Genomic DNA, 26,015 nt, shown 5'->3' with positions numbered 1-26,015 from the left:
GCGCGGGAGACGCCGCGGTCTCAGCGGTGCCGTACCGCTGGACGCGGGCGTCGCCGCCTCAGCGGTGCCGCATCCTGCGCCACACCGCCGGGGCCGCGCCGACCAGCAGCGTCAGCCCGACCGCCGTCGCCACGCCCTCCCACGGCCGGGGGAAGAGGGAGCCGCCGAGGATGCCGATCAGCTGGTACGTGGCGGCCCACGCCAGGCAGGCGGGGATGTCGCCGCGGACGAAGCGGCGCAGGGGCATCCGCGACAGCAGGCAGGCCAGCATCACCGGGATGCGGCCCGCCGGCATCAGCCGGGAGAGCACCAGCACCGCCACCCCGTGCTCCTCCAGCTTGGTCCGCGCCTGCGCCAGGCGCTCCGGCGCGGCCCGGTCGCGCAGCCGTTCCAGCCAGCGCGAGCCGTTGCGGGAGCGGACGCCGCGCTGCCCGAGCCAGTAGAGCGCGACATCGCCGAGGAACGCCCCGAAGGAGGCCACCCCGAAGACCACCAGCAGGGCGAAGGGGTCCGTCTGGTGGATGGCGACCACCGCGGCCGAGCTGACGACGGCCCCCGTCGGAACCACGGGCACCAGCGAGCCCAGGAACACCAGCAGGAACAGCGACGGGTAGCCCACCGCCTGCTGCGTCGACTCCGGCGGCACCTGGCGCGCCAGCTCCGCCAGGGCCATGGGGCCGTTCACCCGGCGCCCTCCAGCCGTACGCTCTCGCCGTGCTCCAGCCGGTGCACGGCGGTCCGCGGGGCCAGCCGGGCCGCCTGCCGCACGAAGTCGTCGCCCGGCGCGTGGAATTCGTGCGGGCGCACCGCGTCCATGCCGATCGGCCAGTACGTGCCCCAGTGCACCGGCACCGCGTCGCGCGCCGACAGGCGGGCCAGCGCGAGCGCCGCCCGGCCCGCGTCCAGATGGCCGTGGCCCAGGAACGGGCCCCAGCCGCCGACCGGGAGCAGCGCCACGTCCACCGCCCCGACGGCCTCCGGCATCTCGTCGAAGAGCCCGGTGTCGCCCGCGAAGTACGTGGCCGCCTCGCCCCGCACCACATAGCCGAGCGCGGGCGCCCGGTGCGGCCCGTACGGCAGCCGGCGGCCGTCGTGCGCGGCGGGCACCGCCCGCACCACGATGTCCCGCACGCGGATCTCGTCGCCCGCCGCCACCTCGGTGACCAGCAGCCCCCGGGCCGCCGCCACCTTCCGCAGCCCCGGCACGGCGCGGCCGGCGCCGCGCGGCACCACGAGCCGGGTGCCGGGCGCGAGCCGGCGCAGCGAGGCGGGGTGCAGATGGTCGGCGTGCAGATGCGAGACGAGGGCGATGTCCGCGGCCGCGGCGGCGGGCGGCGGCACCGGGCCCCGGCGGCGGCGCAGATGCGCGAGGCGGCGGGCGAAGAGGGGGTCGGTCAGCACCCGCACCCCGGAGTCCTCCACCGTCGTGGTGGCATGACCCCACCAGGTGATCTCGACCGGCACCCGTCGCCTCCCATCGTCCGCGCGTTCCGCTTGAGCGTAGTTCAGTCCGGTTCGCGCATGAATCCGCCCGCCTCCGCCGGATCGGGAGGGCGCGGCGGGGACTGTGAACAGGAAGTAGGGTGTGCCGAGTTGGTGGAACGGCGGTTCGATTGGTGGGCATTTCGCAGTGGTGGACGTCTCGCGCCCGGCGGTCCGGAGCGCGCAGAGCGCGGAAGGCTATGACAGCGCCCGGCCCCGGCTCGTGCCGCACCTCAACGCCTTCTACGAGGTCGCGGTCGAGCTGGCGGCGGCGGGCGGGCGGCAGTCGCCGCGGGTGCTCGACCTCGGCGCCGGCACGGGTCTGTTCGCCTGCGGGCTGGCCTCGGTGCTGCCCGAGGCCACCTTCGACCTCGTCGACTCCTCGGAGCAGATGCTGGCCGCGGCCCGGCCCGCGCTCGACCTGTTCGCGGTGGGGCACACCCCGCACGTACGCGACCTGCGGGACGCGCTGCCGCCCGGCCCGTTCGACATCGTGGTCTCCGCCCTCGCCATCCACCAGCTGCCCCGGCCCGACCAGCGGCGGCTCTACGGGCGGGTCCGGGAGGTCCTCGCGCCGGGCGGGGTGTTCGTCAACGCGGAGCAGGTCGCCGGGCCCGAGCCGGGGCTGGACGCGCTGTACGGCGAGGTGTGGCTGCGCGAGGCGGCGGACCGGGGAGCCAGCGAGGGGGAGATCGACGCGGTGCGCGAAGAGCTGGTGCTCGGCGCGCCCGCCCCGGTCGCGGACCACCTGGCGTGGCTCGCGGAGGCGGGCTTCCAGGGCGCGGACTGCTTCTACAAGCGTTACGGCTTCGCCGTGTTGGCCGGGTGGGGCTGAGCGCTGCGCGAGCGGCGGGGAGTTTCCTCCATGATGAAGTTAGGGTACCCTAACTTCATCATGGAGGGGGTGGGCATGTCAGTGACCGCGGCGACCGGCATACCGGCGGCCGAACGTGAACGGGCCGCCAGGCCATGGCTGTTGATGGTGCTGGCCTGCGGAGCGCAGTTCCTCGTCGTGCTCGACGCGACGATCATCTCCGTCGCGCTGCCGCCCATCGCCCGGGACCTCGGCTTCACTGCCTCCTCCATCGGCTGGGTCGTCACCGCCTACACCCTCGCCTTCGCCGGACTGCTGCTGCTCGGCGGGCGGCTGGCCGACCTCTTCGGCACCCGCGCGATGTATCTGACCGGCCTCGGCGTCTTCACCGCCGCCAGCGTCTGGTGCGGAGCCGCCGGCGGGGCCGGCTGGCTCGTCGCCGCCCGCGCCGTGCAAGGGCTCGGCGGGGCGCTCCTCATGCCGACGACCCTCACCATCGTGCACCGGGCGTACGCCGAACCGCATCGCCGGGCACGGGCCCTGGGGCTGTGGAGCATGGTCGGCGCGGTGGGAGCCGCGGCCGGCACCCTGTGCGGCGGGGTGCTGACCGACACCCTCGGCTGGCGCTGGGTGTTCCTCGTGAACGTGCCGGTCGGCGTCGTCATCCTCGCGATCGCCGCGCTCACGCTCGCCCGCCGGGCCCGTACCGAAGCCGGGCGGCAGCCCCTGGACATCACCGGCGCGCTCCTCGTCACCAGCGGCCTCGTCGCGCTGGTCTACGGCGTGGTCTGCTTCGGCGGCGACGGGGGAGCGGCCCGGGGCGGCTGGTTCCTGGGGGCGGCCGCGGTGCTGCTCGCCCTCTTCCTCATCAGCCAGCACAAGTGGGCGCGCAGCCCGCTCGTACCGCTGCGGATCTTCACCCACCGCTCCGTGAGCAGCGCCAACGCGGTCATGTTCGGCCTGGGCCTCGGATATCTGGCCAGCCCCGTGCTGATCTCGCTCTACCTCCAGAACGTCCAGCACTTCTCGCCGCTCCGCGCCGGGCTCGGCTTCCTGCCCGCCGCCTTCGCGGTGATGATCGGCGCCCAGCTCGCCGGCCGGCTCACCCCGCGCTGGGGCGCCCGGCGCACGGCCTTCACCGGCCTCGTCCTGGTGTCGGCCGGCTTCCTGCTGCTGTCCCGGCTCGGCCCGCACACCTCTTTCTTCCCCTCCGTCGTGCTGCCCGTCGCGCTCTTCGGCCTCGGCGCCGGCCTCGCCTTCACCCCCATCACCGTGGCCGCCACCGGCGGCGTGGACCCCACCATGACCGGCCTCGCGTCCGGCCTGCTCAACACGGTCCGGCAGGTCAGCACGGCGCTGGGCATCGCCGGCTTCTCCGCGGTGGCCAATAACCGCACCGGCGGGGACGGCTACGGCCTCGCCTTCCTCCTGGCGGGCATCATCGCGGCGCTCGCCGCCGCCGGGGCCGCCACCCTGATGCCGGGGCGAGCGCCCCGCGTCACCCCGCGTACTCGCTGAGGTCGATGGAGTGCACCAGCAGCGGGAAGCCGTAGAGCGGGTGCGTCGTCTCGCGCTCCTGCTCCATGCCGAGCTTGCGCATCACGTTCTCGGACGCGGTGTTGCCCGCACGGTGAATGCTGATCACCCGGTCCAGCCCCCGGTCCTGCAGGGCGAACTCCAAGGTGGCCTGAGCCCCCTCCGAGGCGTACCCCTGCCCCCAGAATTGCTGCCCCAGCCGCCATCCGATCTCCACCTCGTGCTCCATCTCCGGGAGGAACGACGGCACGGACAGCCCCACGAACCCGGCCAGCTCACCGGAGGCGAGCAGCTCGACGGCGAACAGCCCGAAGCCCTCGTCGTCCCACTCCTCCTCCCACCGTTCGATGGCCTCGGCCGTCTCAGCCCGGTCCCGGACCGAACCGTCGCCGATCCAGTTCATGACATCGGGATCGGCGTTGATGTCGGCCATCGGGCCGAGGTCGTCCTCGTGCCAGCGGCGGAGCAGAAGTCGGGGCGTACGGATCTCAGTCACGGCGCTCATCCTGCCCAGGGGACGCACCGGAAAGCCAACCGGCGCCCGCGCCGACGGCCGGCGGCCGGTCCTGCGAGCGCTGTGACAGGCTGTAATGCGAGTCCGCGTGCGCGATGCGGGCGGCAGACGTGAGGTGAGTACGGCGTGCAGGTGCCCCGATGGCGGACCGTGGGCACAGCCCTGTTCAGGGTGCTGGTCGTCTGGGCGGTCGGCACCGTCACCATGGTCGTGCTCGCCGCCGTCCTCCCCGACTTCCAGCTCCAGTCCGCCGACGGCGACAGCGCCACCCGGATCGCGATCACGGCCGCGGCCGGCGCCGGGGCGTTCGGCCTGCTCAGCGCCCTGGTCTGGCCCGTGCTCGTACGGGCCCTGCTGCTCGTGCCCGCCTTCGTGCTCGGCCTCCTGGTCTTCTTCCTCAACGCCTCGCTGCTGCTGATCGCCCTCGACCTGGCCCCCGTCGGCAACGGCACGGTCGGCCCGGAGACCGCCGTCGTGGTCGCCGCGGTGATGTCCGCCGCCTCCTCCGCCACCAGTACCTTCCTCACCGTCCACGACGACGGCGCGTACCGGCGGCGGCTCGCCCGCCTCGCCGACCGCCGAAGACGCCGCCGGGACGCCGAGGCAGCCGGCGCCGCCGGGGACCCGGCCGGTCCGCCGCCGCCCGGCACGGTCTTCCTCCAGCTCGACGGCGTCGGCCACGACGTGCTGCGCGACGCCCTGCGCGAGCGGCCCCGCGCCGGCGGCCGGCGCCGGCCGCCGCTGATGGAGACCGTCGCCGGATGGGCCGCCACCACCCACCGCCTCACCCCGTGGCGCACCGACTGGTCCAGCCAGACCGGCGCCAGCCAGCTCGGCATCCTGCACGGCTCCAACGAGGACGTGCCCGCCTTCCGCTGGTACGAGAAGGAGAGCGGCGAGGTGATGATCAGCAACCGGCCGACCAGCGCCGCCGAGCTCCAGCGCCGCGCCGCCGCCCGCAGCGGCCACGGCGGGCTGCTCACCGACGACGGCGCCAGCCGCGGCAACCTCTTCACCGGCGGTGCCGACCAGCTCGCCCTGGTGCTGTCCATCGCCGCCCGGCGCGGCCGGAACAACCGCTCCCGCTCCGGCTACTTCGCCTACTTCTGCGACCCCGCCAACGCCACCCGCACCGCCGCCGCCTTCGTCGCCGAGATCTTCCGGGAGATCGGCCAGTCCCTCGCCGCCAGGGCGCGCCGCGACCGCCCCCGCGTCAAGCGCGGCGGCCTGTACCCCTTCATCCGCGCCTTCGCCACCGTCGTCGAGCGCGATGTGGTGGTGGCCGCGGTCATCGGCGACATCCTCTCCGGCCGCACCGCCGTCTACGCCGACCTGGTCGCGTACGACGAGGTCGCCCACCACTCCGGGCCGCGCAGCCGCGACACCCACCAGGTGCTGCGCCGCCTCGACCGGTCGCTCGCGCTGATCGCCAAGGTCATCGACCACGCGCCGCGCGACTACCGCCTCGTGCTCCTGTCCGACCACGGCCAGAGCCCCGGCGCGACCTTCGCCGCCCGCTACGGCCTCACCCTCCAGGACCTGGTACGGGCCGGCTGCGGCCTGCCCGTGCCGCGCCGCGCCCGGCGCACCCGCAGCGGCGCCGAGGCGCGGGCGGCGGCCCGCGCCGCACTGCGCCGCCCGGAGGCCCCGGAGGAGGAAGAGGACCGCCCCGGCAGGTCGAGGGACCCCGTCGTCCTCGGCTCCGGCAACCTCGGCCTCGTCTCCTTCCCCGACCTCCCCGGCCGCGCGAGCCGCGAGGAGATCGAGCGGCACCACCCGGCCCTGCTGCGCACCCTCGCCGATCACCCGGGCATCGGCTTCCTGCTCGTACGCTCCGCCGAACACGGCCCCGTGGTGCTCGGCCGCGGCGGGGCCGAGCACCGGCTGGACAGCGGGGAGGGAGCCGAGCGCAGCCCGCTGAACGCCTTCGGCCCGGGCGCGGTCGAGGCCGTGCGCCGCACCGCCGGCTTCCCGCACGCCGCCGACATCATGGTCAACTCCGCCTGCGACCCGGAGACCGGCGCGGTGCACGCCTTCGAGGAGCAGATCGGTTCGCACGGCGGCCTGGGCGGCGAACAGGGCCACCCCTTCCTGCTGTGGCCCCGGGAGCTGACCCCGCCGGTGGCCGACGGGGCGGAACTGGTGGGCGCGGAACGCGTCCACGAGGTGCTGCGCCGCTGGCTCGACGAGGCCGGCGCCGTGCGGCGGGAGGCCGGTCCGCCGTTGGACGAGCAACTGGCCGCCGGACGCGTCCCGTAGTTCCTTATGCAGTTCCTGTCCTTCTTTTCCCCCGGTTTCTCCGTAATGCACACTGGTCCGACCGCACGTCCGGCGGGCCCTATAATCCCCCCATGGCACAGAAGGTAGTTACCACCTACGTTGACGATCTGACCGGCGAAGAGTCGGCGGAGATCGCGAAGCACACCATCCTTGTCGACGGCGCCGGGGTCGAACTCGACCTCACCGACGAAAATTACGACAAGCTGCTGGAGCTGCTTCAGCCCTATCTGCACGCGGACGGCGCCCGGCGGGTCCGGGGGAGCGTGGGAGCGGGCAAGGGCAAGCCCCGCAAGGCACCGGCCGCCGGGGAGAATACCGCGGAGATCCGCGCCTGGGCGAAGGCGAACGGACACGACGTCAACGACCGCGGCCGAGTGCCGGCGTCGGTGAAGGAAGCCTACGAAAAGGCCGGCCACTGAGTCCGTGGCTTTATCGGAATGCCGGGCCCCAGGGTAAATGACCTTGGGGCCTTTGCTATTGGCGCGCTCCGGCCGCCGAAATCCGGTGAGTACGGCCCCGGGCCCGCGATCCGGTGCGTACGTGATTCGCCGGGCCGCCATCGCCGCCGAGGCCGCGATGGCGGACGAATCGTCGTCGCGCGCGGCGATCGCTGAACGTTTTGCGGCCCCGGGCAGCGCCTCGCGCAAGGAAACGCGGTGATTTGTCCGTGTGGCGTGGTTCGGTGAGCATGTTCTGTCACCCGGAACCATACGGGGGCCTGCACGACGAGAGGCGCACCACCTCATGCACGACACCGACGGCACCCACACCCGCCGTTTCGGGCTCCCCACCGCGACCGCCCTGGTCATGGGGAACATCATCGGCGGCGGCATCTTCCTGCTGCCCGCCTCGGTCGCCCCGTTCGGCACCGTCAGCCTGGTCGCCTTCGGCGTGCTGACCATCGGGGCCATCGCGCTCGCGCTCGTCTTCGGCCGGCTCGCGCAGCGCGACCCGCGCACCGGCGGACCGTACGTCTACGCGCGTTCGGCCTTCGGCGACTTCGCCGGGTTCCTGTCCGCCTGGTCGTACTGGACGATGACCTGGGTGAGCAACGCCGCGCTCGCCGTGGCCGGGGTCGGCTACTTCCATGTACTCGCGGGCGGCCGGCACTCCATGGGCGCGGACCTCACGGTCGCCCTCGTCATGCTCTGGCTGCCCGCGCTCGCCAACCTCGCGGGCACCCGCTGGGTCGGCGCGATCCAGCTCGTCTCCACCGTGCTGAAGTTCGTACCGCTGCTCTTCGTCGCGGTCGCGGGCCTCTTCTTCTTCGACCCGCACAAGCTGGGCGCGTTCAACGAGGGCGGCGGCAGCGCCGTCGGCGGGCTCTCGGCCGCGGCCGCGATCCTGCTCTACAGCTACGTGGGCGTCGAGTCGGCGGCGATGAGCGCCGGCGAGGTCCGCGACCCGGAGCGCAACGTGGGCCGGGCCAGCGTGCTCGGCGTGATCGGCGCGGCCGTCGTCTACCTGCTCGGCACGGTCGCCGTCTTCGGCACGGTCGCCCACGACAAGCTCGTCACCTCCACCGCCCCCTTCTCCGACGCGGTCAATGTGATGTTCGGCGGCGAGTGGGGCGGCACGCTCATCGCGGTCGCCGCCGTCGTCTCCATCGTCGGAGCGCTCAACGGCTGGACGCTGATGAGCGCGCAGGCCCCCTACGCCGCCGCGAAGGACGGGCTGTTCCCGGTCTCCTTCGCGCGCAAGCGGCGCGGGGTGCCGACGTTCGGCGTGCTGGTCGGCACGGTCCTCGCCTCGCTGCTCACCGTCATCAACTACGTCTCGGGCTCCGGCGGCGTCTTCAAGATCCTCGTCCTGATCACCACCTTCTCGGCCACCGTGCCGTACCTGCTCGCCGCCGCCGCGCAGCTCTACTTCCTGCTGACGGGGCGGCGCGAGCGGGTCCGTACGGGCTCCTTCGCGCGGGACGTCGTGCTCGCCGTCGGAGGTTTCGCCTTCTCCTTCTGGCTGGTCGCGGGCGCCGGCTACGCCGCGATCTACCAGGGCGTGCTCTTCCTCTTCGCCGGCATCCTGGTCTACGTCTGGATGGCGGCCCGCCGTCAGACCGTCTCGCCGCCGTCGATCACCAAGTCCGCGCCGACGGTGGACGCGGCCTCCTCCGACGCCAGGTAGAGAACGGCGGCGGCGATCTCGCCCGGGGCGGCGGCCCGCCCGGTGGGTATCTCCCGCCGCATGCGCTCGGTCTTCTGCTCCGGGCTCTCGCCCGGCAGCGTGGACATGGGGGCGTCCACCTTGCCCGGGCTGACGGTATTGACGCGGACGCCGTCGGCGATGTGATCGAGGGCGGTGCTGTGGGTCAGCGCGGTCAGGGCGGCCTTGCTCGTGACGTACGCGCCGAGGCCCGCCTTGCGACTGTGCGCGCCGAGGTTGGACGAGACGTTGACGATGGCGCCGCCGCCATGGGCCCGCATATGGGCGATCTCGTGCTTGAGGGAGAGGAAGACCCCGGTGACGTTGGCGTCCAGGGCCCGCCGGAAGTCCTCCTCGGGGATGTCGGCGACCGGGGCCGGCGGCACGAACAGACCGGCGTTGTTGACGGCGACGTCGAGCGAGCCGAAGCGGGCCACGGCCTCCTCGACCAGGTGCGCCACGTCCTGCGAGACTGTCACATCGGCGGTGACGGCGGCGGCCCCGCCGGCACCGCCCTCGGCCTCGATGAGCGCCACGGTCTCCTTGAGCGGCTCGGCCCTGCGGCCGGAGACGACGACGTTCGCCCCTTCGCGGGCGAAGGCGAGGGCGATGCCGCGCCCGATGCCGGTGCCGCCGCCGGTGACGAGGACGGTCTTGCCGGTGAAGCGTGCGGTCATGGTGATGGCTCCCGATAGAGACACAGAAATATGAGAATGAACGGTCTTGAATAAGGGCGTGAGAAACGAAGGGGGAGGCCCCCTGGGCGGTTCCGGTCCGGCGTCCTCAGGCCAGCAGCGGGTCCGGCGTCCTCAGTCCAGCAGCGACAGCGCCTGCCCCGCCGCGTCCCGCAGCCTGGCCGGGTCGCCGCCCGCCTTGCCGACCACCCGCATGCCCTGGAGCAGTACGAGCAGCATCCGGGCGAGCGCCGCCGGGTCCCGGTCGGCCGCGATCTCCCGCTGCGCCCTGGCGCGCATCAGCGCCGAGGTGAGCGCGGTCTCGATGGCGTTCCAGTTGGCCTCGACCCGGCGGGCCGCGGCCGTATCGTGCGGGGCCAGTTCCACGGCCGTATTGGCGACGAAGCAGCCGCGCCGCAGCTCGTCGCAGGCGGACTCGTCCGCGAAGCGCCGCACCAGCGCCCGCACGGCGGGCAGGGCCGGCCCCGGCTGGGACAGCTCCTCGACCATGAGTGGGGTCCGTTGCTCCCCGTACCGTTCGAGCGCCTTGAGGTACAGCTCGCGCTTGCCGCCGAAGGTGGCGTAGATGCTCGCCCGGGCGACGCCGAGGTGCTCCACGAGGTCCGCCACCGTCGTCGCCTCATAGCCGCGCAGCCAGAACAGCTCCACGGCTGACTGCAACGCGGCGTCCGGGTCGAATTCCTTGGTCCTGGCCACGTCGGGAACTCTAGGGGTATTGAGAACGCTCGGTCAAGAATCCCGGCGTGCGGTCTGGTGGGTGCGGCGTCGGGCCCGATGGGCGCCTCGCGGGCGGCCAGGTGCCCATCGGGGCCGAACTAGGCTTCGGGCATGGGGAGTTCACCGTCTGTGACTGTGACCCCACCGAGGGGTACGCGCGCTTCGATTCCGCCTGCACGTCCCGAAGGGTCGGCCCGGCGCCAACTCGTGCTCCAGAGACGCTGATCCGGCCGGTTGCTCCCCCGCGTCATGCGCCGGGGAGCAACCGCCGTACGGCTCACGCCGCTGAGCTCCGTCCTGGGTGTGCCCGCCGTCCGTCACCTCGGCTCGATCGGCGCGGTCACTTCAGTTCGACCTGGAAGACCTTGTCGGAACCGGCCGGCTGGTGGCCGTTGAGGTCGGCGTTGGTGGTGGAGAGCCACAGGGTGTTCTTGCCGGGCACCGTCTCCACGGTGCGCAGCCGGCCGTAGCTCTTGGTGTAGTACGCCTTCGGGGTGCCCGCGTCGGCGCCGTCGACCGGGATGCGCCACAGCCGCTGGCCCTTGAGGGCCGCCATGTACAGCGCGCCGTCGGCGTAGGCGATGCCGCTGGGGGACGCCTCGCCGACCTTCCACTGGCGCTTGGGGTTGGTCATCCCCGAAGCGGAGCACTGCCCCTCGCACTTGGGCCAGCCGTAGTTCTTGCCGGGCTCGATGAGGTTGAGCTCGTCGAACTTGGCGTCGCCCAGCTCCGCCTCCCAGAGCCGCCCCTGCGGGTCCCAGGTGAGGCCCTGCGGATTGCGGTGGCCGTAGGAGTAGACGAGGGTACCGAACGGGTTGCCGGGGGCGGGTTCGCCGTCGGTCGTCATGCGCAGGATCTTGCCGTTGAGCGAGGACTTGTCCTGTGCGAGGTCGGGTGTCTGGGCCTCGCCCGCGGTGGCGTAGAGATACCCGTCGGGGCCGAACTTCAGCCGTCCGCCGTTGTGGTACTTGTTCTTCTTGATGCCTTTGACGAGCACCTTGTAGTCGCTGAGCTTGGAGCCGTCGAACGTCATGCGCGCGACGCGGTTGCCCTCCGCCGCGGTGTGCATGAAGAAGACGTAGTGGTCGCTCTTCCAGTTCGGCGAGACCGCCGCCCCGAGGAGGCCGCCCTCGCCGCCCGTGGTCACCGCGTCGGGGACCTTGCCGATCTGCTTCTTGGCGCCCGCCTGGGTGAGGGTGAAGACCTTGAAGGAGTCGCGCTCGGTGATCAGGGCCGAGCCGTCGGGGAGCCAGCTCAGGCCCCAGGGGATCGTCCAGTCGGAGGAGACGGTCTTGACGCTGCCAGGGGCGGAGTCGGCTGCCGCGTCGGCGGCGGCCGCCGCTCGCGGCCCGGGCGTTCGGGGTTCGGCGGTACGGGACTCGGCCGCGCCGCCGGGGCCGGCGGCCGTCAGCAGCAGACCGGCGGCCAGCGCCGTCGCGGCCGCGGAGGCCGTCAGGGCGTGGCGGGCGGCTCCGTTACGTGTGCGCATGGGGGATCTCCGATGGGGAAGCGCGGCCCGGGCCTCGGGATCGGCGCGGCCGCCATTGCCGGTGCGGGAGTTCGACGACAGGGGCTGGGCCGGGGAAGGCCGGACACCAGTGGAGGTCGGGTGATTGGAAGGTTTCCTTCTGGTTCGGCGGTTCGGCGGGAACGTACAGCTCTGTCGTGCGCAGGTCAAGGGAGTGGAAGGTAGGAGGTCTCTTTCCGTCCTGTTCGCGAATATCGATGGCCTGGAATTTCCGCCGGGTGCGGGGCCTCGCCCCGTATTGCCCGCTGAGTGGGGAAAGGCCCGGTACCGGGTCCTCGGCGGCTGTTTGCCGCTCTCTGTCGGCCCGCGCGGTTCCGCCGATAGCGCGCGATAGATCGGACCAATGTGCCCGGCCCTCTTGACCGTGTCCCGTCGACTCGCGATTCTGCATCGGAAGGGAAAGCGGCGGACGGCGGCCGTCGCCAACGCCCGTCGGCCAGGAGGCGGTTCGGGGACAGCGCCTCGCGCGGCGGGACTCGACGCCCTGCGTCCGCTCGCGGATGCAGGGCGGCCACGCCGCACGTCCGCTCGCGAACGTTGCGGACCCCACGCCGCGGACCGCCCCCGACCCGGAAGGCAGGCCCCTCCCGATGAACGCAGCCCCCGCGCCCGTACGGACATCACGGACATCACCCACGCTCATACCGGCAGCGCCCGCACGCATACCGAGCCCTCCCGCGTACGCACCGACAGCGCCCGCACCGGGGGCCCGTACGCGCGTACCGGCACCCCCCGCGCCCGTACCGAGCTCCCGTTAGCGGCGCCGCCATGAGCAGCGGACTCCGCAGCGCCCTGGCCGTCGCCGTGCTGGCACTGGCCACGCTCGCCTCGCCGGTCGCCGGCGGCACCGGCGCCGAAGCCCCGGCGCACCCGGCCGCGGCCGTCGCTACGGCCGCCCCGCGCGCCGCCGCCGACTGGTCCTCGGCGGTCGTGGACTCGACCATCGCGCGCTACACCCCGGACACGATCGGCGGCTGGTCCTACCCCGTGGGGCTCTACCTCTACGGTCAGTACCTCGTCTACCGGCGTACGCACGAGCCCCGCTACCTCTCGTACATCAAGACGTACGTGGACCGGTTCGTCGACAGCGACGGAAAGATCGGCCAGGGGTTCAACAGTCTGGACAGCATGCAGGCCGGGCGGCTGCTGGTCGTCCTGCACCACGAGACCGGCCAGGACCGCTACCGGATCGCCGCGCGGAAGATCCGCAAGCGGCTCGACACCTACCCGCGCACCGCCGACGGGGGGCTGTGGCACGCGACGGCCGCCAGCAGGGCGCATCAACTCTGGGGCGACGGGGTGTACATGGTGAACCCCTTCCTGGTCGAGTACGCGCGCGAGTTCGGCGACCGGACCTACGCCTACGACGAGGCGGCCCGGCAACTGACCGTCTACGGCGGCCACTTGCAGGAGTCCGACGGGCTGCTCAAGCACGCCTACGACGAGTCGGGGGCGGCGGGCTGGGCGGACCGGGACACCGGGCGCTCGCCGGAGAGCTGGTGCCGGGCCGTCGGCTGGTACTCCATGGCGGCCGTCGACGTCCTCGACGCCATCCCCGCGGACCATCCCCGGCGCGCGCGGCTGCTGGCCGTCCTGCGGCGGCTCGCCGCCGGGCTGGAGAAGTATCAGGACCCCGCCACCGGCCGCTGGTTCCAGGTCGTCGACAAGGGCGACCGGCCCGACAACTGGACCGAGACCTCCTGTTCGAGCATGTTCACCTTCGCCCTCGCGCGCGGCGCGCGCCAAGGCTACCTGGACGCGCGCTACGCGGACGTCGCCGAGCGCGGCTTCCAGGGGGTGCTGGAGCGCATCTCGCTCGGCGGCGACGGGCGGACCGAGCTGTCCGGCATCTCCGTGGGCACCAACGTCGGCGATTACGGCTTCTACGTCAAACGCCCCCGCGCGACCAACGACTTCCACGGCCTCGGAGCCTTCCTGATCATGTACGAGCAGCTGCGGCACCCAGCGGAAGCCGCGGCGCGCCCCGGCCTGCGGACAGGAGCGACGGCATGAGAGGGAGAGTGCTCACCAGGGCCGCCGTGGCCCTCGCGCTGCTGCTGGGGCTGCTGACGCTGCCCGGCGCGGCGCGCGCCGAAGTGGAGCACCCGCGCCAGGAGTTCCTGCGCGGCTCGGTCTCCGGCCTCTTCCTGCACTGGGGCGAGCGCACGTACCCGCAGCACACCGACTGCGCGCAGTGGGAGTCCGACGTCACCAAGGGCGGCTGGTCGCCGGAGTACTGGGTGCGCGAGGCCCAGAAGCTGCACACGCAGTACCTCGTCCTCGCCACCTTCCACAGCCGGCTCGGCTACGCCCGTGCCTGGCCGTCGAAGATCCCCGGCTCGTGCAGCACGAAGCGGGACTTCCTCGGCGAGCTGATCACGACGGCCCAGGCGAAGGGCCTCAAGGTCATCCTCTATATGACCGACGACCCCCAGTGGCACGACCAGGGCGGCCACGAATGGCTCGACTCGGCCGCGTACTCCCGCTACAAGGGCCGCGACATCGACCTCACGGAGCGGGACGGCTTCGGGGAGTACTCCTACGACAACTTCCATGAAGTCATGGACCGTTACCCGCGGCTCGGCGGGTTCTGGATCGACAACGACAACGACTACTGGCTCGACCACGGCCTCTACCAGCAGATCCGCGAGAAGCGCCCGGAGTACACGCTCAGCAACAACAACGAGGACACGCCGATCATGGACATGATCAGCAACGAGCAGAAGACCGGCATGTCCCCGGCGTACGACTACCCCCAGGCCGTCTACACCGCGGCCCCCCGGCTCATCGAGGCCGACTTCAAGCTCCCCTCCAAGGGAGCCTGGTGGTACGACGGCACCGACCCCGCCGTCGACCGGGCGCTCACCCTCGGCCGCCTCGTCACCAACACGGGCTCCTCCATCAAGGCCCTGATGGCGGAGACGGCGCAGGTCGACGGGCGCTTCCCGGCGAAACAGGAGGCGTTCAACGACTTCGCCGACGGCTATCTCGACGCGATCTGGCCGTCCCTGCACGGCACCGAGGGCGGCGGCTACCTCCACGGCGGCTTCCAGCCGGGGCAGTGGAACGACGGCGCGTACGGCGTCACGACCGTCAGCAGGACCGACCCCGACCGGCACTACCTCCACGTCCTGACGCCACCGAAGGCCGACACCCTGCGCGTCCGCGACAACGGCTACCGCGTGGCGGGCGTGAGCGACCTGCGCACCGGCGAGCCGGTCCCCTTCACCCAGTCCGGCGGTGCCCTCACCCTCAGCCGCGCGGGCGGCTGGGATCCGTACGACACCGTCTTCCAGGTGCGGACCGCCGGCCGTACGGGCATCCTCCCCGCCGCCTCGTACCGGATGAGCGCCGACGCCGCCGCGAGCGGCCACGCGCCCTCGGCGGCGGCCGACGGCGACTACCGCACCTACTGGGACAGCGCCGCCACCCTGCCCGTCTCGCTCCGCTTCGACCTCGGCGCCGACCGGACCGTGCGCTACCTCGCCCTCAACCAGCGCGAGGACTCCGTGAGTTACGCGCGGTCCGCCACCGAGCAGTCCGCACGGATCAAGGACTACCGCGTGTACGCGAGCGAGGACGGCAGGAACTGGGGGAGCCCGGTGAAGACCGGCACCCTGCCCAGTCACCGGGCGGTCGCCTTCATCGACCTTCCCGCGACCACCGCCCGGCACATCCGGCTGGAGGTCCTCAGCACCCACGCCGCGGACTCCGACAAGACCCGCTACAAGCGCCTGCGCGTGGACGAGGCATGGCTGGGCACCGCCTACGCCACGCCCGCGTCCGGACACCGGAAGGAGGCGAACCCATGACACGCCGCGCACGGCCGCCCGGTCCGCACGGGCACGCGGGGTTCTCGAACTGACCCACCCGCCCTACGGCTGACGCAGCCGAGCCCCCCATCGAAAGGCAGGCACAGCACATGAACGACGCCCAGGAACAGACGGCCCCCGCCGCCCGCACCCACGCCGACAGCACCGGCCACACCGTCTGGACCACCCCGGACTACGAGATCATCGAGACCGGACTCGAAGTCACCGCCTACTCCCTGTCCGCTCGCTGAGCGCCCCGCCATGCTGCTGCGCGTGCTCGGCACCGCGGCGGGCGGCGGGCTGCCCCAGTGGAACTGCGCGTGCCCCGGATGCTCCGGGGCACGCCGCCATCCGCAGCGCGTCCGCCGCCACGCCTCCCTCGCCGTACGGGCCGACGACGCCCGCTGGTACCTCGTGGGCGCCACCCCCGACATCGGCGACCAGATCGAATCGCACCCCGAACTCCACCCCGGGCCCGGCCCCCGCGACACCCCGGTCGCGGGCATCGTGCTCACCGACGCCGAACTGGACCACACCCTCGGCATCGCCCGGCTGCGCGAGGCCCGCGCCCTGGACGTACTGGCCACCGGCCCCGTGCAGGGCGCCCTGCTGGACCGGCTGCGGCTGGGCGACATCCTCGGCCCGTACACCGGGATCACCTGGCGGCCACTGCCGCGAAGCCCTCAACCACTGGTGGCGGGCGGCCCGTTGGAGATCAGCGCCATCCCGGTGTCCGCCAAGCGGCCGCGCTACGCCGCCGCCGACGCGCCCGCCGAGGACTGGGTCGTCGCACTGCGCCTCACCGACCGCTCCACGGGCGGCACCCTCGTGTACGCACCCGCGCTGGCCGCCTGGCCCGACGCCCTCCAGCGGGCCGCCGCCGAGGCCGACTGCGTGATCGTCGACGGCACCTTCTGGGACGACGAGGAGCCCCGCCGCGCCGGATTCTCCGAGCGGACCTCGACCGGCATGGGCCATCTCCCGATCGACGGACCGGACGGCACGGCCCGCCTCCTGCGTACGCTCGGCGCCCGCTGCCTCTACACCCACCTCAACAACACCAACCCCCTGGGTGACCCGGCCGCCGAGGAGTACAAACTCCTGGCGGAATGGGGCATCGAGGTGGCCGCCGACGGAATGGTGATCGAACTGTGAGCACGCCGAAGGACGTCAGCGCTCCGAAGGACGCGAGCACCCTGGAAGAGCGGCTGCGCGATGTCGTGGGGCGGCGCTACCACGACCGCCACCCGTTCAACCGCCGTATGCACGACGGCGAACTGACCCCGCCCGAGCTGCGCCGCTGGATCCGCAACCGCTTCCACTACCAGCGCTGCATCCCCGTCAAGGACGCCCTGATCACCGCCAAGTTCGACAGCCCCGAACTGCGCCGCATGTGGGTGCGGCGGATCCAGGACCACGACGGCGGCGCCGAGGGCGAGGGCGGCATCGAACGCTGGCTGCGGCTGGGCGAGGCGGCCGGGCTGAAGCGTGACCAACTGCTGGACACGGGCGGGGTGTTGCCGGGCGTGCGGCTCGCCGTGGACGGTTACGTCAACTTCTGCCGGCTGCGCTCCCCGCTGGAGGCCGTCGCCGCCTCGCTCACCGAACTGTCCGCGCCGGACATCATGCGCACCCGCATCGACGCCTTCGAACGGCACTACCCCTGGATCGAGGCCGACGGGCTCGCGTACTTCCGCACCCGCGTCGGCCAGGGCGGCCGCGACAGTAAGGAAGCGCTGCACCTCGTCCTGGAGTGGGCCCGTACGGACGAGCAGCGGGACCGGGCGGTGGCCGCGCTCGCCTTCAAATGCGACGTGCTGTGGTCCCTGCTGGACGCCGTGGACCACGCGGACGGCGACGAGGAGCCCACGGCGTGAACGGCTGGCGGCCCGCGCTCGTCCCGGCGGCCATGCTGCGCCACGACCCGGTGCGCGACACGGAACTCCTGCTCCTGCCCGAGCGGGTGGTGGTCCTCAGTGGATCGGCCGCGGACATCCTGCGGCTGTGCGACGGCGGCCGCGACGTGCCCGCGATCGTCGAGGAGCTGACGGCGCGCCACCCCGGCGCGCCCGTGGCCACCGAGGTCCCGCGCTTCCTCGACCGGGTACACGGGGAGGGCTGGCTGCGATGACCCCCGCCCCGCGCCCCTGGGCGCTGCTCGCCGAGCTGACCCACGGCTGCCCCCTGCACTGCCCGTACTGCTCCAACCCCCTCGAACTCACCCGTAGATCAGCCGAGTTGACCACCGATCAGTGGCGGAGCGCGATGCGCCAGGCCGGTGCGCTCGGAGTGGCGCAGACCCACCTCTCCGGCGGCGAGCCGCTGCTCCGCGCCGACTTGGAGGCGATCGTCGCCGCCGCCGACGCCGCCGGTGTCTACACCCAGCTCGTCACCAGCGGCGTCGGCCTCACCGCCGCCCGGCTGGCCGCCCTGAAGGACGCCGGGCTGCGCAGCGTGCAACTGTCCGTGCAGCACGCCGACGCGGCGGCCTCCGACCGGATCGGCGGCCGCAAGTCCTTCGCCGACAAGGAGCGGGCCGCCGCCCTCGTACGGGCCGCCGGGCTGCCGCTCGGCCTCAACGTGGTGCTGCACCGCGCCAACCTCGACGCCGTCGACGCCCTTGTCGACCTGGGCGCGGCCTGGGGCGCCGACCGGATCGAGCTGGCCAACACCCAGTTCTACGGCTGGGCGCTGGAGAACCGGGCCGCCCTGCTGCCCACGCGCGACCAGCTCGACCGCGCGCGACAGACCGTGGAGCGCCGCCGCCGGGCGGGCGGCCCGGAGCTGGTGTGGGTCGTGCCCGACTACTTCGACGGCGAGCCGAAGCCGTGCATGGGCGGCTGGGGCGCGCTCTCCCTCACCATCGCCCCCGACGGCACCGTGCTGCCCTGCCCGGTCGCCGCCACCCTGCCCGGCCTCGACGCGCCCAGTATCCGCGACCATTCGCTGGAGTGGATCTGGGACCACTCCAAGGCGTTCAACGCCTACCGCGGCACGGACTGGATGCGGGACCCGTGCCGCGGCTGCGCCCGCCGCGCGGAGGACTTCGGCGGCTGCCGCTGCCAGGCGTACGCGCTGACCGGGGACGCCACCCGCACGGACCCGGCCTGCGCGCTCTCCCCCGACCATCACCTCGTACGCGCCCTCGTCGACGACGCGCCGGGCGACGGGGCCGTGCCCGTGCCCGGCTTCGTCTACCGCGGGCCGGGGGCGGGACCGGCCCGGCCCGCGTCCTCGCCCAGCGAGGCCGACCACCGGGCGTAGAGGAGGCCGAACGGGCCGCCCGCGACGGACAGTTCGCGGGGGGTGCCGTCCTCCACGACCCGGCCCCGCTCCAGGACCAGCACGCGGTCGGCCGCCAGAACCGTGGACAGCCGGTGCGCGATGATCACCGCGGTACGGTCGGCGAGCAGCGCGCCCAGGGCCCGCTGCACCGTCAGCTCGGTCGGGATGTCCAGGCTCGACGTCGCCTCGTCCAGCAGCAGCACGGTGGGGTCGGCGAGGAAGGCGCGGGTGAGCGCCACCATCTGCCGCTGGCCCGCGGAGAGCCGGTTGCCCCGCTTGCGGACCTCGGTGTCGTACCCCTCGGGCAGCCCCGAGATGAACGCGTCGGCGCCGATCGCCTCGGCCGCCGCCCGGATCTCGGCCCGGCTCGCGCCGGGCCGCGCCAGCGCGATGTTCTCCGCGATCGAGCCGGTGAACAGGAAGTTCTCCTGCGTCACCAGCGTCAGCTCGCGCCGCAGCTCCGCGTCGGCGACCTCCCGCAGATCGACGCCGTCCAGCAGCACCTGACCGTTCGACGGATCGTAGAAGCGGGCGGCGAGCTTGCCGATGGTGGACTTGCCCGCGCCCGTCGCGCCCACCACGGCGACCGTCTGCCCGGCCGGGATGGTCAGGTCCAGCCGGTGCAGCACCACCGGCCCGCCTGCCGAGTAGCGGAAGTCCACCGCGCGGAAGACCAGTTGACCGCGGCCGGGGCGGCCGGGCGCGAGCGCCACCGGGGCCGCCGGCTCCGGTACCGAGGACGGCGTGGCGAGGAAGCCGGAGATCTTCTCCAGCGCCGCGCTGGCCGCCGCGTACAGGTTGGTGAACGTCGCCAGCTCGTCCAGCGGGTCGTAGAACCGGCGCAGATAGAGCACGAACGCCGTGAGGATGCCCAGCGGCAGCGCCCCGTTGTTCACCCGCCAGCAGCCGAGCGCCAGCACCAGGGCGAGCGCGATGTTGCCCGCCAGCCGGACCCCGGCGGTGTAGCGCGCCACCACGCTGAGCGCCTCGGTGTGGGCGTCCCGGAAGACCTCGTTGAGGTCGTTCATCGCGGTGTGCTTGCGGCGCTCCGCGCGGAACGCCTGTACCGCCCGTACCGCGTTCATCGTCTCGCCGAACTGCACGATGATGTCCGCGACGGTGTTGCGGGCGCGGCGGTACGCCCGCTGCGACCGCTCCCGGAACCAGCGCGTCATCAGCACCAGCGGCACGATGGAGACGAGCACGATCAGGGCGAGCGGCAGGTCCAGCCAGAGCAGCAGCACGGTGATGCCCGCCACCGTCAGCAGCGAGGTCAGCAGCCCGTCCAGACTCCCCTCGACGAGATCGCGCACCGCGTCGATGTCGGAGGTCAGCCGGGAGATGACCTTCCCCGAGGTGTACGACTCGTGGAAGGCGACCGGCAGCCTGCCCGCGTGCTGGAAGATGCGCGTCCGCAGGTCGAGCAGGAGTGACTGGCCGATGCTGCCGGACAGCCGGAAGAACCCGAACCGGGCCGCGGCCGCCAGCACCCCGCAGGCGGTGAAGCCCGCGACGCACCACGTCAGCGTGGTGGAGTCGCCGGCGACCGCGTCCGGGATGCCGTGGTCGATCGCCTGCGCGATGAGCAGCGGGCCGATCAGCTGGGCCGCGTTCTCGACGATCAGCGCGGACATCGCGATGACCACGCGCCACAGCCAGGGGCGCAGCAGCGAGTACAGGAGGGCGCGGGAGCGCTTGCGTACCCGCCGGTGGGTCGCCCGGTCCAGTATCGCCGCGTCCTCGGCGGCCTCCAGATTCTCTGCGCTCTCCGGGTGCTCCGGGTTCGCGGCCCGGTCCCGTGCCGTGGGCGCCGGCTCCAGGACGTCCGCCGTCGGCTCACCGCCGCTCATCGGCTCATCACCTCACTGTCGGGGGAGCCGGGTGTCCGCAGCGGGGCGACCGACATCAGGGAGCGGTAGTGGGCGCTGGAGCCGAGGAGTTCGGCGTGGGTGCCGACGGCCGCGATCCGGCCGTCGGCGAGGACGGCGACGCGGTCCGCCATCCGCGCGGTGTTGGGACGGTGCGCGACGACCAGGGCGGTGGAGTGCCGCAGCACCCGGCGCAGCGCCCGTTCGACCTCGGCCTCCGTGTGCAGGTCCAGGGCGGACAGCGGGTCGTCGAGCACCAGCAGGGCGGGGCGGCCCACGATGGCCCTGGCGAGCGCGAGGCGCTGCCGCTGGCCGCCGGAGAGCGAGAGCCCCTGTTCGCCGATCCGGGTGCGCAGCCCGTCCGGGCCGAGCTCGTCGACGAACTCCTCGGCGCTCGCGGTGCGCAGCGCGGCGCGGATCTCGTCGTCGGTGGCGTCCGGAGCGCCGAGCGCCACGTTGTCGCGGACGCTGAGGGAGGAGAGCATCGGGTCCTCGAAGGCGCAGCCGACGATGGTGCGCAGCTCCGTGAGGGCCAGCTCGCGGATGTCGACGCCGTCGACGGTGATCCGCCCGTCGGTCACATCGGCCATCCGCGGGACCAGGCCGGCCAGGGTGGTCTTGCCGGAGCCGGTGGCGCCGACGAGCGCGAGCGTCTCGCCGGGCCGGATCTCCAGGTCGACGCCGCGCAGCACGGGCCGGTCCGCGCCGGGCTGCTGGAAGTACACGTTCTCGAAACGCAGCGCGCCGCGCACCGGCCGGGCGGCGGGCCGCGGCTTCGGCGGGTCGGTGATGTCCGGCTCGGTGTCGCGGATCTCCCAGTACCGGTCGCAGGCCCCGGCGGCCGTGCTCGTCTCGGCGAGCGCCCACCCGATGCACTCGGTGGGCCAGCGCAGATACGTGCTGACGGTGACGGCGGCGACGAGGTCGCCGAGGGTCAGCGTGCCGTGGGCGATTCCCGCGCCGCCCAGGGCCAGTTGGCCGGCGATGCCGAGTTCGGGGAGGATCAGCAGGGCCGTGGAGAGCGCGGCCATGATGCGTACGATGCGCATCTCGCTGTGGCGCAGCAGCCGGGCCTGGTCGCGGAAGACGCGGACGCGCGCCCTGCCCTGGCCGAAGGAGCGCAGCACCCGGATGCCCAGCATCGTCTCCTCGACGATCGTCGTGAAATGTCCCGTCTGGTCCTGGACTTCACGGGCCGCCACCTTGTAGCGGGTCTCGAAGAAGAAGGAGACCAGCAGCAGGGGTGCGAAGCTGCACAGCCCCACCAGGGCCAGCGACGGGTCGATGGAGAACAGCAGCGCGAGCCCGACCAGCAGGGTCAGCGAGTTGACCACCAGGAAGACGGCGGCGAAGGCCAGGAACTTCCGCAGGGTCACCAGGTCGTTGACCGCCCGGGACAGCAACTGGCCCGACTGCCAGTGCTCATGGAAGCCGATCGGCAGCCGCAGCAGATGCCGGAAGAGGTCGGCCCGCATGCGCGACTCCACCAGCGCGGTGGGCCGCGCTATGAGCTTGCGGCGGCCGTAGAAGCAGACGGCCTCCGCCGCGCCGAGCGCCGCGACGAGGAGAATCAGCCATATCGCCTGCCCGGTCCGGCCGTTGCTCAGCGGACCGTCGATGATGCGCTGCGTGACCAAGGGGATGGTGAGGCCGCACAGCAGCGCGGCCAGCGTGGCCGCGGCGGCCCCGGCCACCGGTACGCGGACCGGCCGTAAATAGGGACCGAGCCGCCAAAGAGCCGTAAACGAGGAACGTGACCTCCTGGGCGCGGCGTCGTTTACGCTCAATTCCTGCTCCTCACCATCATCGAGCGGTGGCCAAACTTCATCGTTGTCCTTGATGTGTGCCGTGCTAGCCTGAATGGAATTCCAGCGGTCATGTGCAAACGAATCGAGGGTCTTTCGTGCAGAATAATCACCTCGCCGACCTGAGTCGAATCAATTCGGACGACAGCTATGCCGAACTCCGAAACGACGCCGCGTTCTGGGAGCCCTGGGTCCGCCGCGCCCTGGACGAGCTCGGCCTGCCCGCGCCCGGCGAACTGCGGGTCCCCGGCGAGAGCACGAACCCGGTGCTGATCAGCGACACCGGCCTGGCGGTGAAGCTGTACGGGGAGCACTGGTGCGGCCCGGAGTCCCACGCTTCGGAACTGGAGGCGTACGAGGTGCTGGCCGGCACCGATCTGCCCGTGCCGCAGCTGCTCGGCCGCGGCGAACTACGCCCCGGCGGGGCGGGGTGGCCGTGGCCGTTCCTGGTCATCGAGCGGGCGTCCGGCATCACCTGGCGGGACGCCGCGGACGCCATGAACGCCGGGGGCGCGGCCGACCGGCCCGCGCTGCTGGCCCTCGCCCGCGAGTTCGGCAAGGTGCTGCGCCGACTGCACGCCGTGCCGCTCAAGGGCTCGGCCGTGCTGCGGCCCGACTCGCCGACCTTCCCCGACCTGCTCAAGGAGCGCCGCGAGGCCACCGTCGCCGACCACCGCGAGTGGGGGTACCTCTCGCCCAGGCTCCTCGATGACGTGCCCGCCTTCCTTCCCGACGTCGATGAGCTGCTGGCCGGCCGCGAGCCGCAGTTCGTCCACGGCGACCTGCACGGCACCAATCTCTTCGTGGACCCCGGTACGGGCGGGATCAGCGGCCTGATCGACTTCACCGACGTATACGCGGGCGACCCCCGGTACAGCCTGGTCCAATTGCACCTCAACGCCTTCCGGGGCGATCGCGAGCTGCTCACCGCGCTCCTTGAGGGAGCCGACTGGGACGTGCGCGACAGCTTCCCCAGGGAAATGCTCCAGTTCACCTTTCTGCATGATTTCGAGGCCCTGGAGGAGACCCCCCTGGACCTGACCGGCATCGAGGACATCGACGAGCTGGCGCAGCGGCTGTGGGGTGTCGTCTGACCCGCCCGCGCGCGGGCCGCGCCCGGCGCCCTCACCCGCGCCGGGCCCGGTGGAAGCGGTAGGCGTCCTCGATCATCTCCTCCAGGTCCGGCCGGCCGGGCTTCCAGCCGAGCTCGCGCCGGATGAGGTCGCCGGCCGCCACCAGGGTGGGCGGGTCGCCCGGCCGCCGGCCCGTCGGCCGGGACGGCACGGGACGGCCGGTGACCCGCGCCACGGCGTCCAGCACCTCAAGGACCGAGAAGCCCTGGCCGTTGCCGAGGTTGTAGATCCGGTGCTCGCCCGGGGCGACGGCGCGCAGCGCCGCCAGGTGCGCCTCGGCGATGTCTCCCACATGGATGAAGTCCCGCACGCAGGTGCCGTCCCGGGTCGGGTAGTCGTCGCCGTAGACCGAGAACTCCGGCCGCTTGCCCAGCGCCACGTCCAGCGCGATGGGGATGACGTGCGTCTCGGGCTCGTGCCGCTCGCCGCAGTCGCCCACCGAGCCCGCGACGTTGAAGTACCGCAGGCTGACCGCGCCCAGCGGATGGGCGCGGGTGTAGTCGCCCAGCGCCCGGTCGACGGCCAGCTTCGACGCCCCGTACGGATTGGTCGGCGCCGTCGGCGCGCTCTCCGTGATCGGCACCTCGGCCGGCTGCCCGTACGTGGCGGCGGTGGAGGAGAAGACGAGCCGCTCGACGCCCGCCGCGAGCATCGCGTCCAGCAGCCGCAGCGTCTCGACGGTGTTGCCCGTCCAGTACCGCTCCGGGCGGCGCACCGAGTCGTCGATCAGGGACCGCGCCGCCAGATGGACCACCCCGTCGAAGCGGTGCGGCCCGGCGAGCACCCGGGCCGCCTCGGCCATCGTGCCGCGTACGAACTCGGCGCCGCGCGGCACCGCGTCCGCGAACCCGCTGGAGAGGTCGTCGACCACCACCACCCGGTGCCCCTCGTCCAGCAGCCGCCGCGCCACGACGCTGCCGATATATCCCGCGCCGCCGGTCACCAATAGCCTCATCGTCCGTCGCCTTTCCCTGTGCGGTCGCCGTGCAGTACGGAATTACGCAAGCAAAATGCCGGCCGCACATCATCGGCCGGTGTTTCACAATCGATTACCCCGGGGCGGCCGAGGTGAAATGCCGCCGACCGTTTCACGGGCTCCGGCTTTTTTCGCATGCGTACTTCCCCAAGATTGTCGGCACTGATATCGTCCTGTCGTATCCCGCTGCCGCCCGAAGTAATTCAATGGGGCGCGCGGAAATTGCTGCGGTATGTGAGCCGCACATTTCGAAGGTGGTACGCACATGAGTGAGACCAACCGGACACGGCCTCGGATTCTCTTTGTGTCGGCCAACGAGTCGGCGCCCTGGGGCCCCAGCGAGACCAACTGGTCGCTGGCCGCCGCCCACTGGCTCCGGGACGGTGCCGAGATCCACGCGAGCGTCAAGGGCTGGGACGAGACCCCCGGCGAACTCGCCGACCTGGAGAAGGCCGGCTGCGTGGTGCACCGCAGGTGGGACCACCCGCCGTACGACCTGCGCCCCGTGCACGAACTCCCTTACTCCGAGCGGCGGCTGAGCACCCTGGAGGCCGTACGGCCCGATTTCGTCATCGTCTCCCAGGGTGACAACTACGAGGGCCTGGGCTGGCTGGAGGAGTGCCGCGGGCGCGGCTACCCCTACGTCGCCTACTCCAACTCCGCCTCCGAGTACGAGTGGCTGACCGACGACGTCGCCGAGCGCCTGGCGAGCGCCTACCGCGACGCCCGCGCCTCCTTCTTCGTCTCCGAGAGCAACCGGGACCTGACGGAGCGCCAGGTCGGTGCCCTGATACCCAACGGCCGCGTGGTGCGCTGCCACTTCAAGGTCGACTACGACGCCGCCCCGCCCTGGCCCACCGAGGACACCCCCGTGCGGCTCGCCTGCCTGGCCCGCCTGGACCCCAACAGCAAGGGCCACGACGTCCTCTTCGACGTGCTGGCGCTGCCCAAGTGGCGCGAGCGGCCGCTGACCGTCTCCGTCTTCGGATCCGGCGAATACGAGGGCGTGCTCCGGGCCCTGGCCTCCCGGCTCGACCTCGCCAACGTGGAGTTCGCCGGGTACACCAAGGACATCGAGGAGGTCTGGCGCACCCACCACGGGCTGGTCCTGTGCTCGCGCGCCGAAGGGCTGCCGACGGTGATCATCGAGGCGATGATCTGCGGGCGGCCGGTGATCGTCAGCGATGTGGCAGGCAACGCGGAGCTCCTCACCGACGGCGACACCGGCTTCGTCGCCGCCGGCCCCGTCGCCGCCTGCCTGGACGAGGCACTGGAGCGGGCCTGGCAGCGCCGCTCCGAGTGGCCCGCGATCGGCGAGCGCGCCGCGGCGGCCGTACGCCGGCAGATGCCCCGGGACCCGATCGCGATCCTGGTGGAGCAGCTCAAGGAACTGGCCGGGTGAGCCGGCCGCTTCCGGGCGCCCGT

General features: G+C 72.6%; 23 protein-coding genes. 14 read left to right on the top strand and 9 right to left on the bottom strand.

The genetic code is table 11. The features are described from left to right. Positions 1 to 58 precede the first annotated feature (58 nt). On the bottom strand, positions 59 to 673 hold the full coding sequence (locus AC07AB_RS06105) for a DedA family protein (RefSeq protein ID WP_478561575.1): 615 nt from the start codon (positions 671 to 673) through the stop codon (positions 59 to 61). 8 nt (positions 674 to 681) lie between these two features. Continuing rightward, positions 682 to 1,464: an MBL fold metallo-hydrolase gene (locus tag AC07AB_RS06100; RefSeq protein WP_478560770.1), complete on the bottom strand. Its 783-nt coding sequence runs from the start codon at positions 1,462 to 1,464 to the stop codon at positions 682 to 684. A gap of 166 nt (positions 1,465 to 1,630) precedes the next feature. Here AC07AB_RS06100 and AC07AB_RS06095 point away from each other — a divergent pair, with 166 nt between their 5' ends. Together AC07AB_RS06095 and AC07AB_RS06090 are read left to right on the top strand one after the other, a co-directional pair. Beyond that, a complete protein-coding gene (locus AC07AB_RS06095; protein ID WP_478560767.1) occupies positions 1,631 to 2,317 on the top strand; it encodes a class I SAM-dependent methyltransferase in 687 nt (228 codons plus the stop codon). Positions 2,318 to 2,392: 75 nt separating this feature from the next. Next, complete coding sequence (locus AC07AB_RS06090; protein ID WP_478560765.1) at positions 2,393 to 3,814, top strand: DHA2 family efflux MFS transporter permease subunit; 1,422 nt, start codon at positions 2,393 to 2,395, stop codon at positions 3,812 to 3,814. Here the strand turns inward: AC07AB_RS06090 and AC07AB_RS06085 are convergent. Continuing rightward, positions 3,795 to 4,328: a GNAT family N-acetyltransferase gene (locus AC07AB_RS06085; RefSeq protein WP_478561572.1), complete on the bottom strand. Its 534-nt coding sequence runs from the start codon at positions 4,326 to 4,328 to the stop codon at positions 3,795 to 3,797. The two genes, AC07AB_RS06090 and AC07AB_RS06085, sit on opposite strands and share 20 nt — an antisense overlap. 144 nt (positions 4,329 to 4,472) lie before the next feature. On the opposite strand from AC07AB_RS06085, the gene AC07AB_RS06080 reads away from it, so the two are divergent. The 3 genes from AC07AB_RS06080 to AC07AB_RS06070 all read left to right on the top strand — a co-directional run bounded on the left by AC07AB_RS06080 (position 4,473) and on the right by AC07AB_RS06070 (position 8,753). After that, positions 4,473 to 6,605, top strand: coding sequence for a phage holin family protein (locus tag AC07AB_RS06080; RefSeq protein ID WP_478560762.1), 2,133 nt, complete (start codon positions 4,473 to 4,475; stop codon positions 6,603 to 6,605). Between the two features lie 92 nt (positions 6,606 to 6,697). Continuing rightward, the gene (locus tag AC07AB_RS06075) at positions 6,698 to 7,045 is read left to right on the top strand and encodes a histone-like nucleoid-structuring protein Lsr2 (RefSeq protein WP_478560759.1); all 348 of its coding nucleotides are present in this window, start codon (positions 6,698 to 6,700) and stop codon (positions 7,043 to 7,045) included. A 325-nt stretch (positions 7,046 to 7,370) separates the two neighbouring features. After that, positions 7,371 to 8,753 (top strand): amino acid permease, encoded by a 1,383-nt coding sequence (locus AC07AB_RS06070; RefSeq protein ID WP_478560756.1) that lies wholly within the window; start codon positions 7,371 to 7,373, stop codon positions 8,751 to 8,753. Here AC07AB_RS06070 and AC07AB_RS06065 read toward each other — a convergent pair. The 3 genes from AC07AB_RS06065 to AC07AB_RS06055 all read right to left on the bottom strand — a co-directional run bounded on the left by AC07AB_RS06065 (position 8,681) and on the right by AC07AB_RS06055 (position 11,672). Further along, the gene (locus AC07AB_RS06065; RefSeq protein ID WP_478560752.1) at positions 8,681 to 9,448 is read right to left on the bottom strand and encodes an SDR family NAD(P)-dependent oxidoreductase; all 768 of its coding nucleotides are present in this window, start codon (positions 9,446 to 9,448) and stop codon (positions 8,681 to 8,683) included. The genes AC07AB_RS06070 and AC07AB_RS06065 overlap by 73 nt on opposite strands. 132 nt (positions 9,449 to 9,580) lie before the next feature. Further along, positions 9,581 to 10,162 carry a TetR/AcrR family transcriptional regulator gene (locus AC07AB_RS06060; RefSeq protein ID WP_478560749.1) on the bottom strand — a complete coding sequence of 194 codons (582 nt, stop codon included), beginning with the start codon at positions 10,160 to 10,162 and terminating at the stop codon, positions 9,581 to 9,583. 361 nt (positions 10,163 to 10,523) lie between these two features. After that, a complete protein-coding gene (locus AC07AB_RS06055) occupies positions 10,524 to 11,672 on the bottom strand; it encodes a PQQ-dependent sugar dehydrogenase (protein WP_478560747.1) in 1,149 nt (382 codons plus the stop codon). Positions 11,673 to 12,479: 807 nt separating this feature from the next. Here AC07AB_RS06055 and AC07AB_RS06050 point away from each other — a divergent pair. The 7 genes from AC07AB_RS06050 to pqqE all read left to right on the top strand — a co-directional run bounded on the left by AC07AB_RS06050 (position 12,480) and on the right by pqqE (position 18,787). Next, the gene (locus AC07AB_RS06050; RefSeq protein ID WP_478560745.1) at positions 12,480 to 13,724 is read left to right on the top strand and encodes a glycoside hydrolase family 88/105 protein; all 1,245 of its coding nucleotides are present in this window, start codon (positions 12,480 to 12,482) and stop codon (positions 13,722 to 13,724) included. Then, positions 13,721 to 15,523, top strand: a complete 1,803-nt coding sequence (locus AC07AB_RS06045; RefSeq protein ID WP_478560742.1) for a discoidin domain-containing protein — start codon at positions 13,721 to 13,723, stop codon at positions 15,521 to 15,523. The genes AC07AB_RS06050 and AC07AB_RS06045 overlap by 4 nt, the downstream gene beginning before the upstream one ends. A 110-nt stretch (positions 15,524 to 15,633) precedes the next feature. Continuing rightward, complete coding sequence (gene pqqA / locus AC07AB_RS06040; protein WP_478560739.1) at positions 15,634 to 15,774, top strand: pyrroloquinoline quinone precursor peptide PqqA; 141 nt, start codon at positions 15,634 to 15,636, stop codon at positions 15,772 to 15,774. Positions 15,775 to 15,784: 10 nt separating this feature from the next. Beyond that, positions 15,785 to 16,678 (top strand): pyrroloquinoline quinone biosynthesis protein PqqB, encoded by an 894-nt coding sequence (gene pqqB / locus AC07AB_RS06035; protein ID WP_478560736.1) that lies wholly within the window; start codon positions 15,785 to 15,787, stop codon positions 16,676 to 16,678. Continuing rightward, positions 16,675 to 17,400 (top strand): pyrroloquinoline-quinone synthase PqqC, encoded by a 726-nt coding sequence (gene pqqC, locus AC07AB_RS06030; RefSeq protein ID WP_478560734.1) that lies wholly within the window; start codon positions 16,675 to 16,677, stop codon positions 17,398 to 17,400. Before pqqB ends, pqqC begins: the two co-directional genes overlap by 4 nt. Further along, a complete protein-coding gene (gene pqqD / locus AC07AB_RS06025; protein ID WP_478560731.1) occupies positions 17,397 to 17,654 on the top strand; it encodes a pyrroloquinoline quinone biosynthesis peptide chaperone PqqD in 258 nt (85 codons plus the stop codon). Before pqqC ends, pqqD begins: the two co-directional genes overlap by 4 nt. Continuing rightward, positions 17,651 to 18,787: a pyrroloquinoline quinone biosynthesis protein PqqE gene (gene pqqE / locus AC07AB_RS06020; protein WP_478560728.1), complete on the top strand. Its 1,137-nt coding sequence runs from the start codon at positions 17,651 to 17,653 to the stop codon at positions 18,785 to 18,787. The genes pqqD and pqqE overlap by 4 nt, the downstream gene beginning before the upstream one ends. On the opposite strand, the gene AC07AB_RS06015 is transcribed toward pqqE, so the two are convergent. Together AC07AB_RS06015 and AC07AB_RS06010 are read right to left on the bottom strand one after the other, a co-directional pair. Next, the gene (locus AC07AB_RS06015) at positions 18,718 to 20,658 is read right to left on the bottom strand and encodes an ABC transporter ATP-binding protein (protein ID WP_478560725.1); all 1,941 of its coding nucleotides are present in this window, start codon (positions 20,656 to 20,658) and stop codon (positions 18,718 to 18,720) included. The two genes, pqqE and AC07AB_RS06015, sit on opposite strands and share 70 nt — an antisense overlap. Then, positions 20,655 to 22,463, bottom strand: coding sequence for an ABC transporter ATP-binding protein (locus tag AC07AB_RS06010; protein WP_478560722.1), 1,809 nt, complete (start codon positions 22,461 to 22,463; stop codon positions 20,655 to 20,657). The genes AC07AB_RS06015 and AC07AB_RS06010 overlap by 4 nt, the downstream gene beginning before the upstream one ends. A gap of 116 nt (positions 22,464 to 22,579) precedes the next feature. Here AC07AB_RS06010 and AC07AB_RS06005 point away from each other — a divergent pair, with 116 nt between their 5' ends. Next, entirely contained in the window at positions 22,580 to 23,575 is a 996-nt protein-coding gene (locus AC07AB_RS06005) for a phosphotransferase family protein (RefSeq protein ID WP_478560720.1), read from the top strand. A gap of 31 nt (positions 23,576 to 23,606) precedes the next feature. Here AC07AB_RS06005 and galE read toward each other — a convergent pair whose 3' ends face one another. Beyond that, positions 23,607 to 24,569: a UDP-glucose 4-epimerase GalE gene (gene galE, locus AC07AB_RS06000; protein WP_478560717.1), complete on the bottom strand. Its 963-nt coding sequence runs from the start codon at positions 24,567 to 24,569 to the stop codon at positions 23,607 to 23,609. Positions 24,570 to 24,855: 286 nt separating this feature from the next. Here galE and AC07AB_RS05995 point away from each other — a divergent pair, with 286 nt between their 5' ends. Beyond that, the gene (locus tag AC07AB_RS05995) at positions 24,856 to 25,992 is read left to right on the top strand and encodes a glycosyltransferase family 4 protein (protein WP_478560714.1); all 1,137 of its coding nucleotides are present in this window, start codon (positions 24,856 to 24,858) and stop codon (positions 25,990 to 25,992) included. Positions 25,993 to 26,015 lie beyond the last annotated feature (23 nt).

The sequence above is a fragment of the Streptomyces sp. NPDC044033 genome (assembly GCF_056434425.1).
The sequence above is the reverse complement of the archived record's forward strand: the minus strand, read 5'-3'. Positions and strand labels throughout refer to the sequence as shown.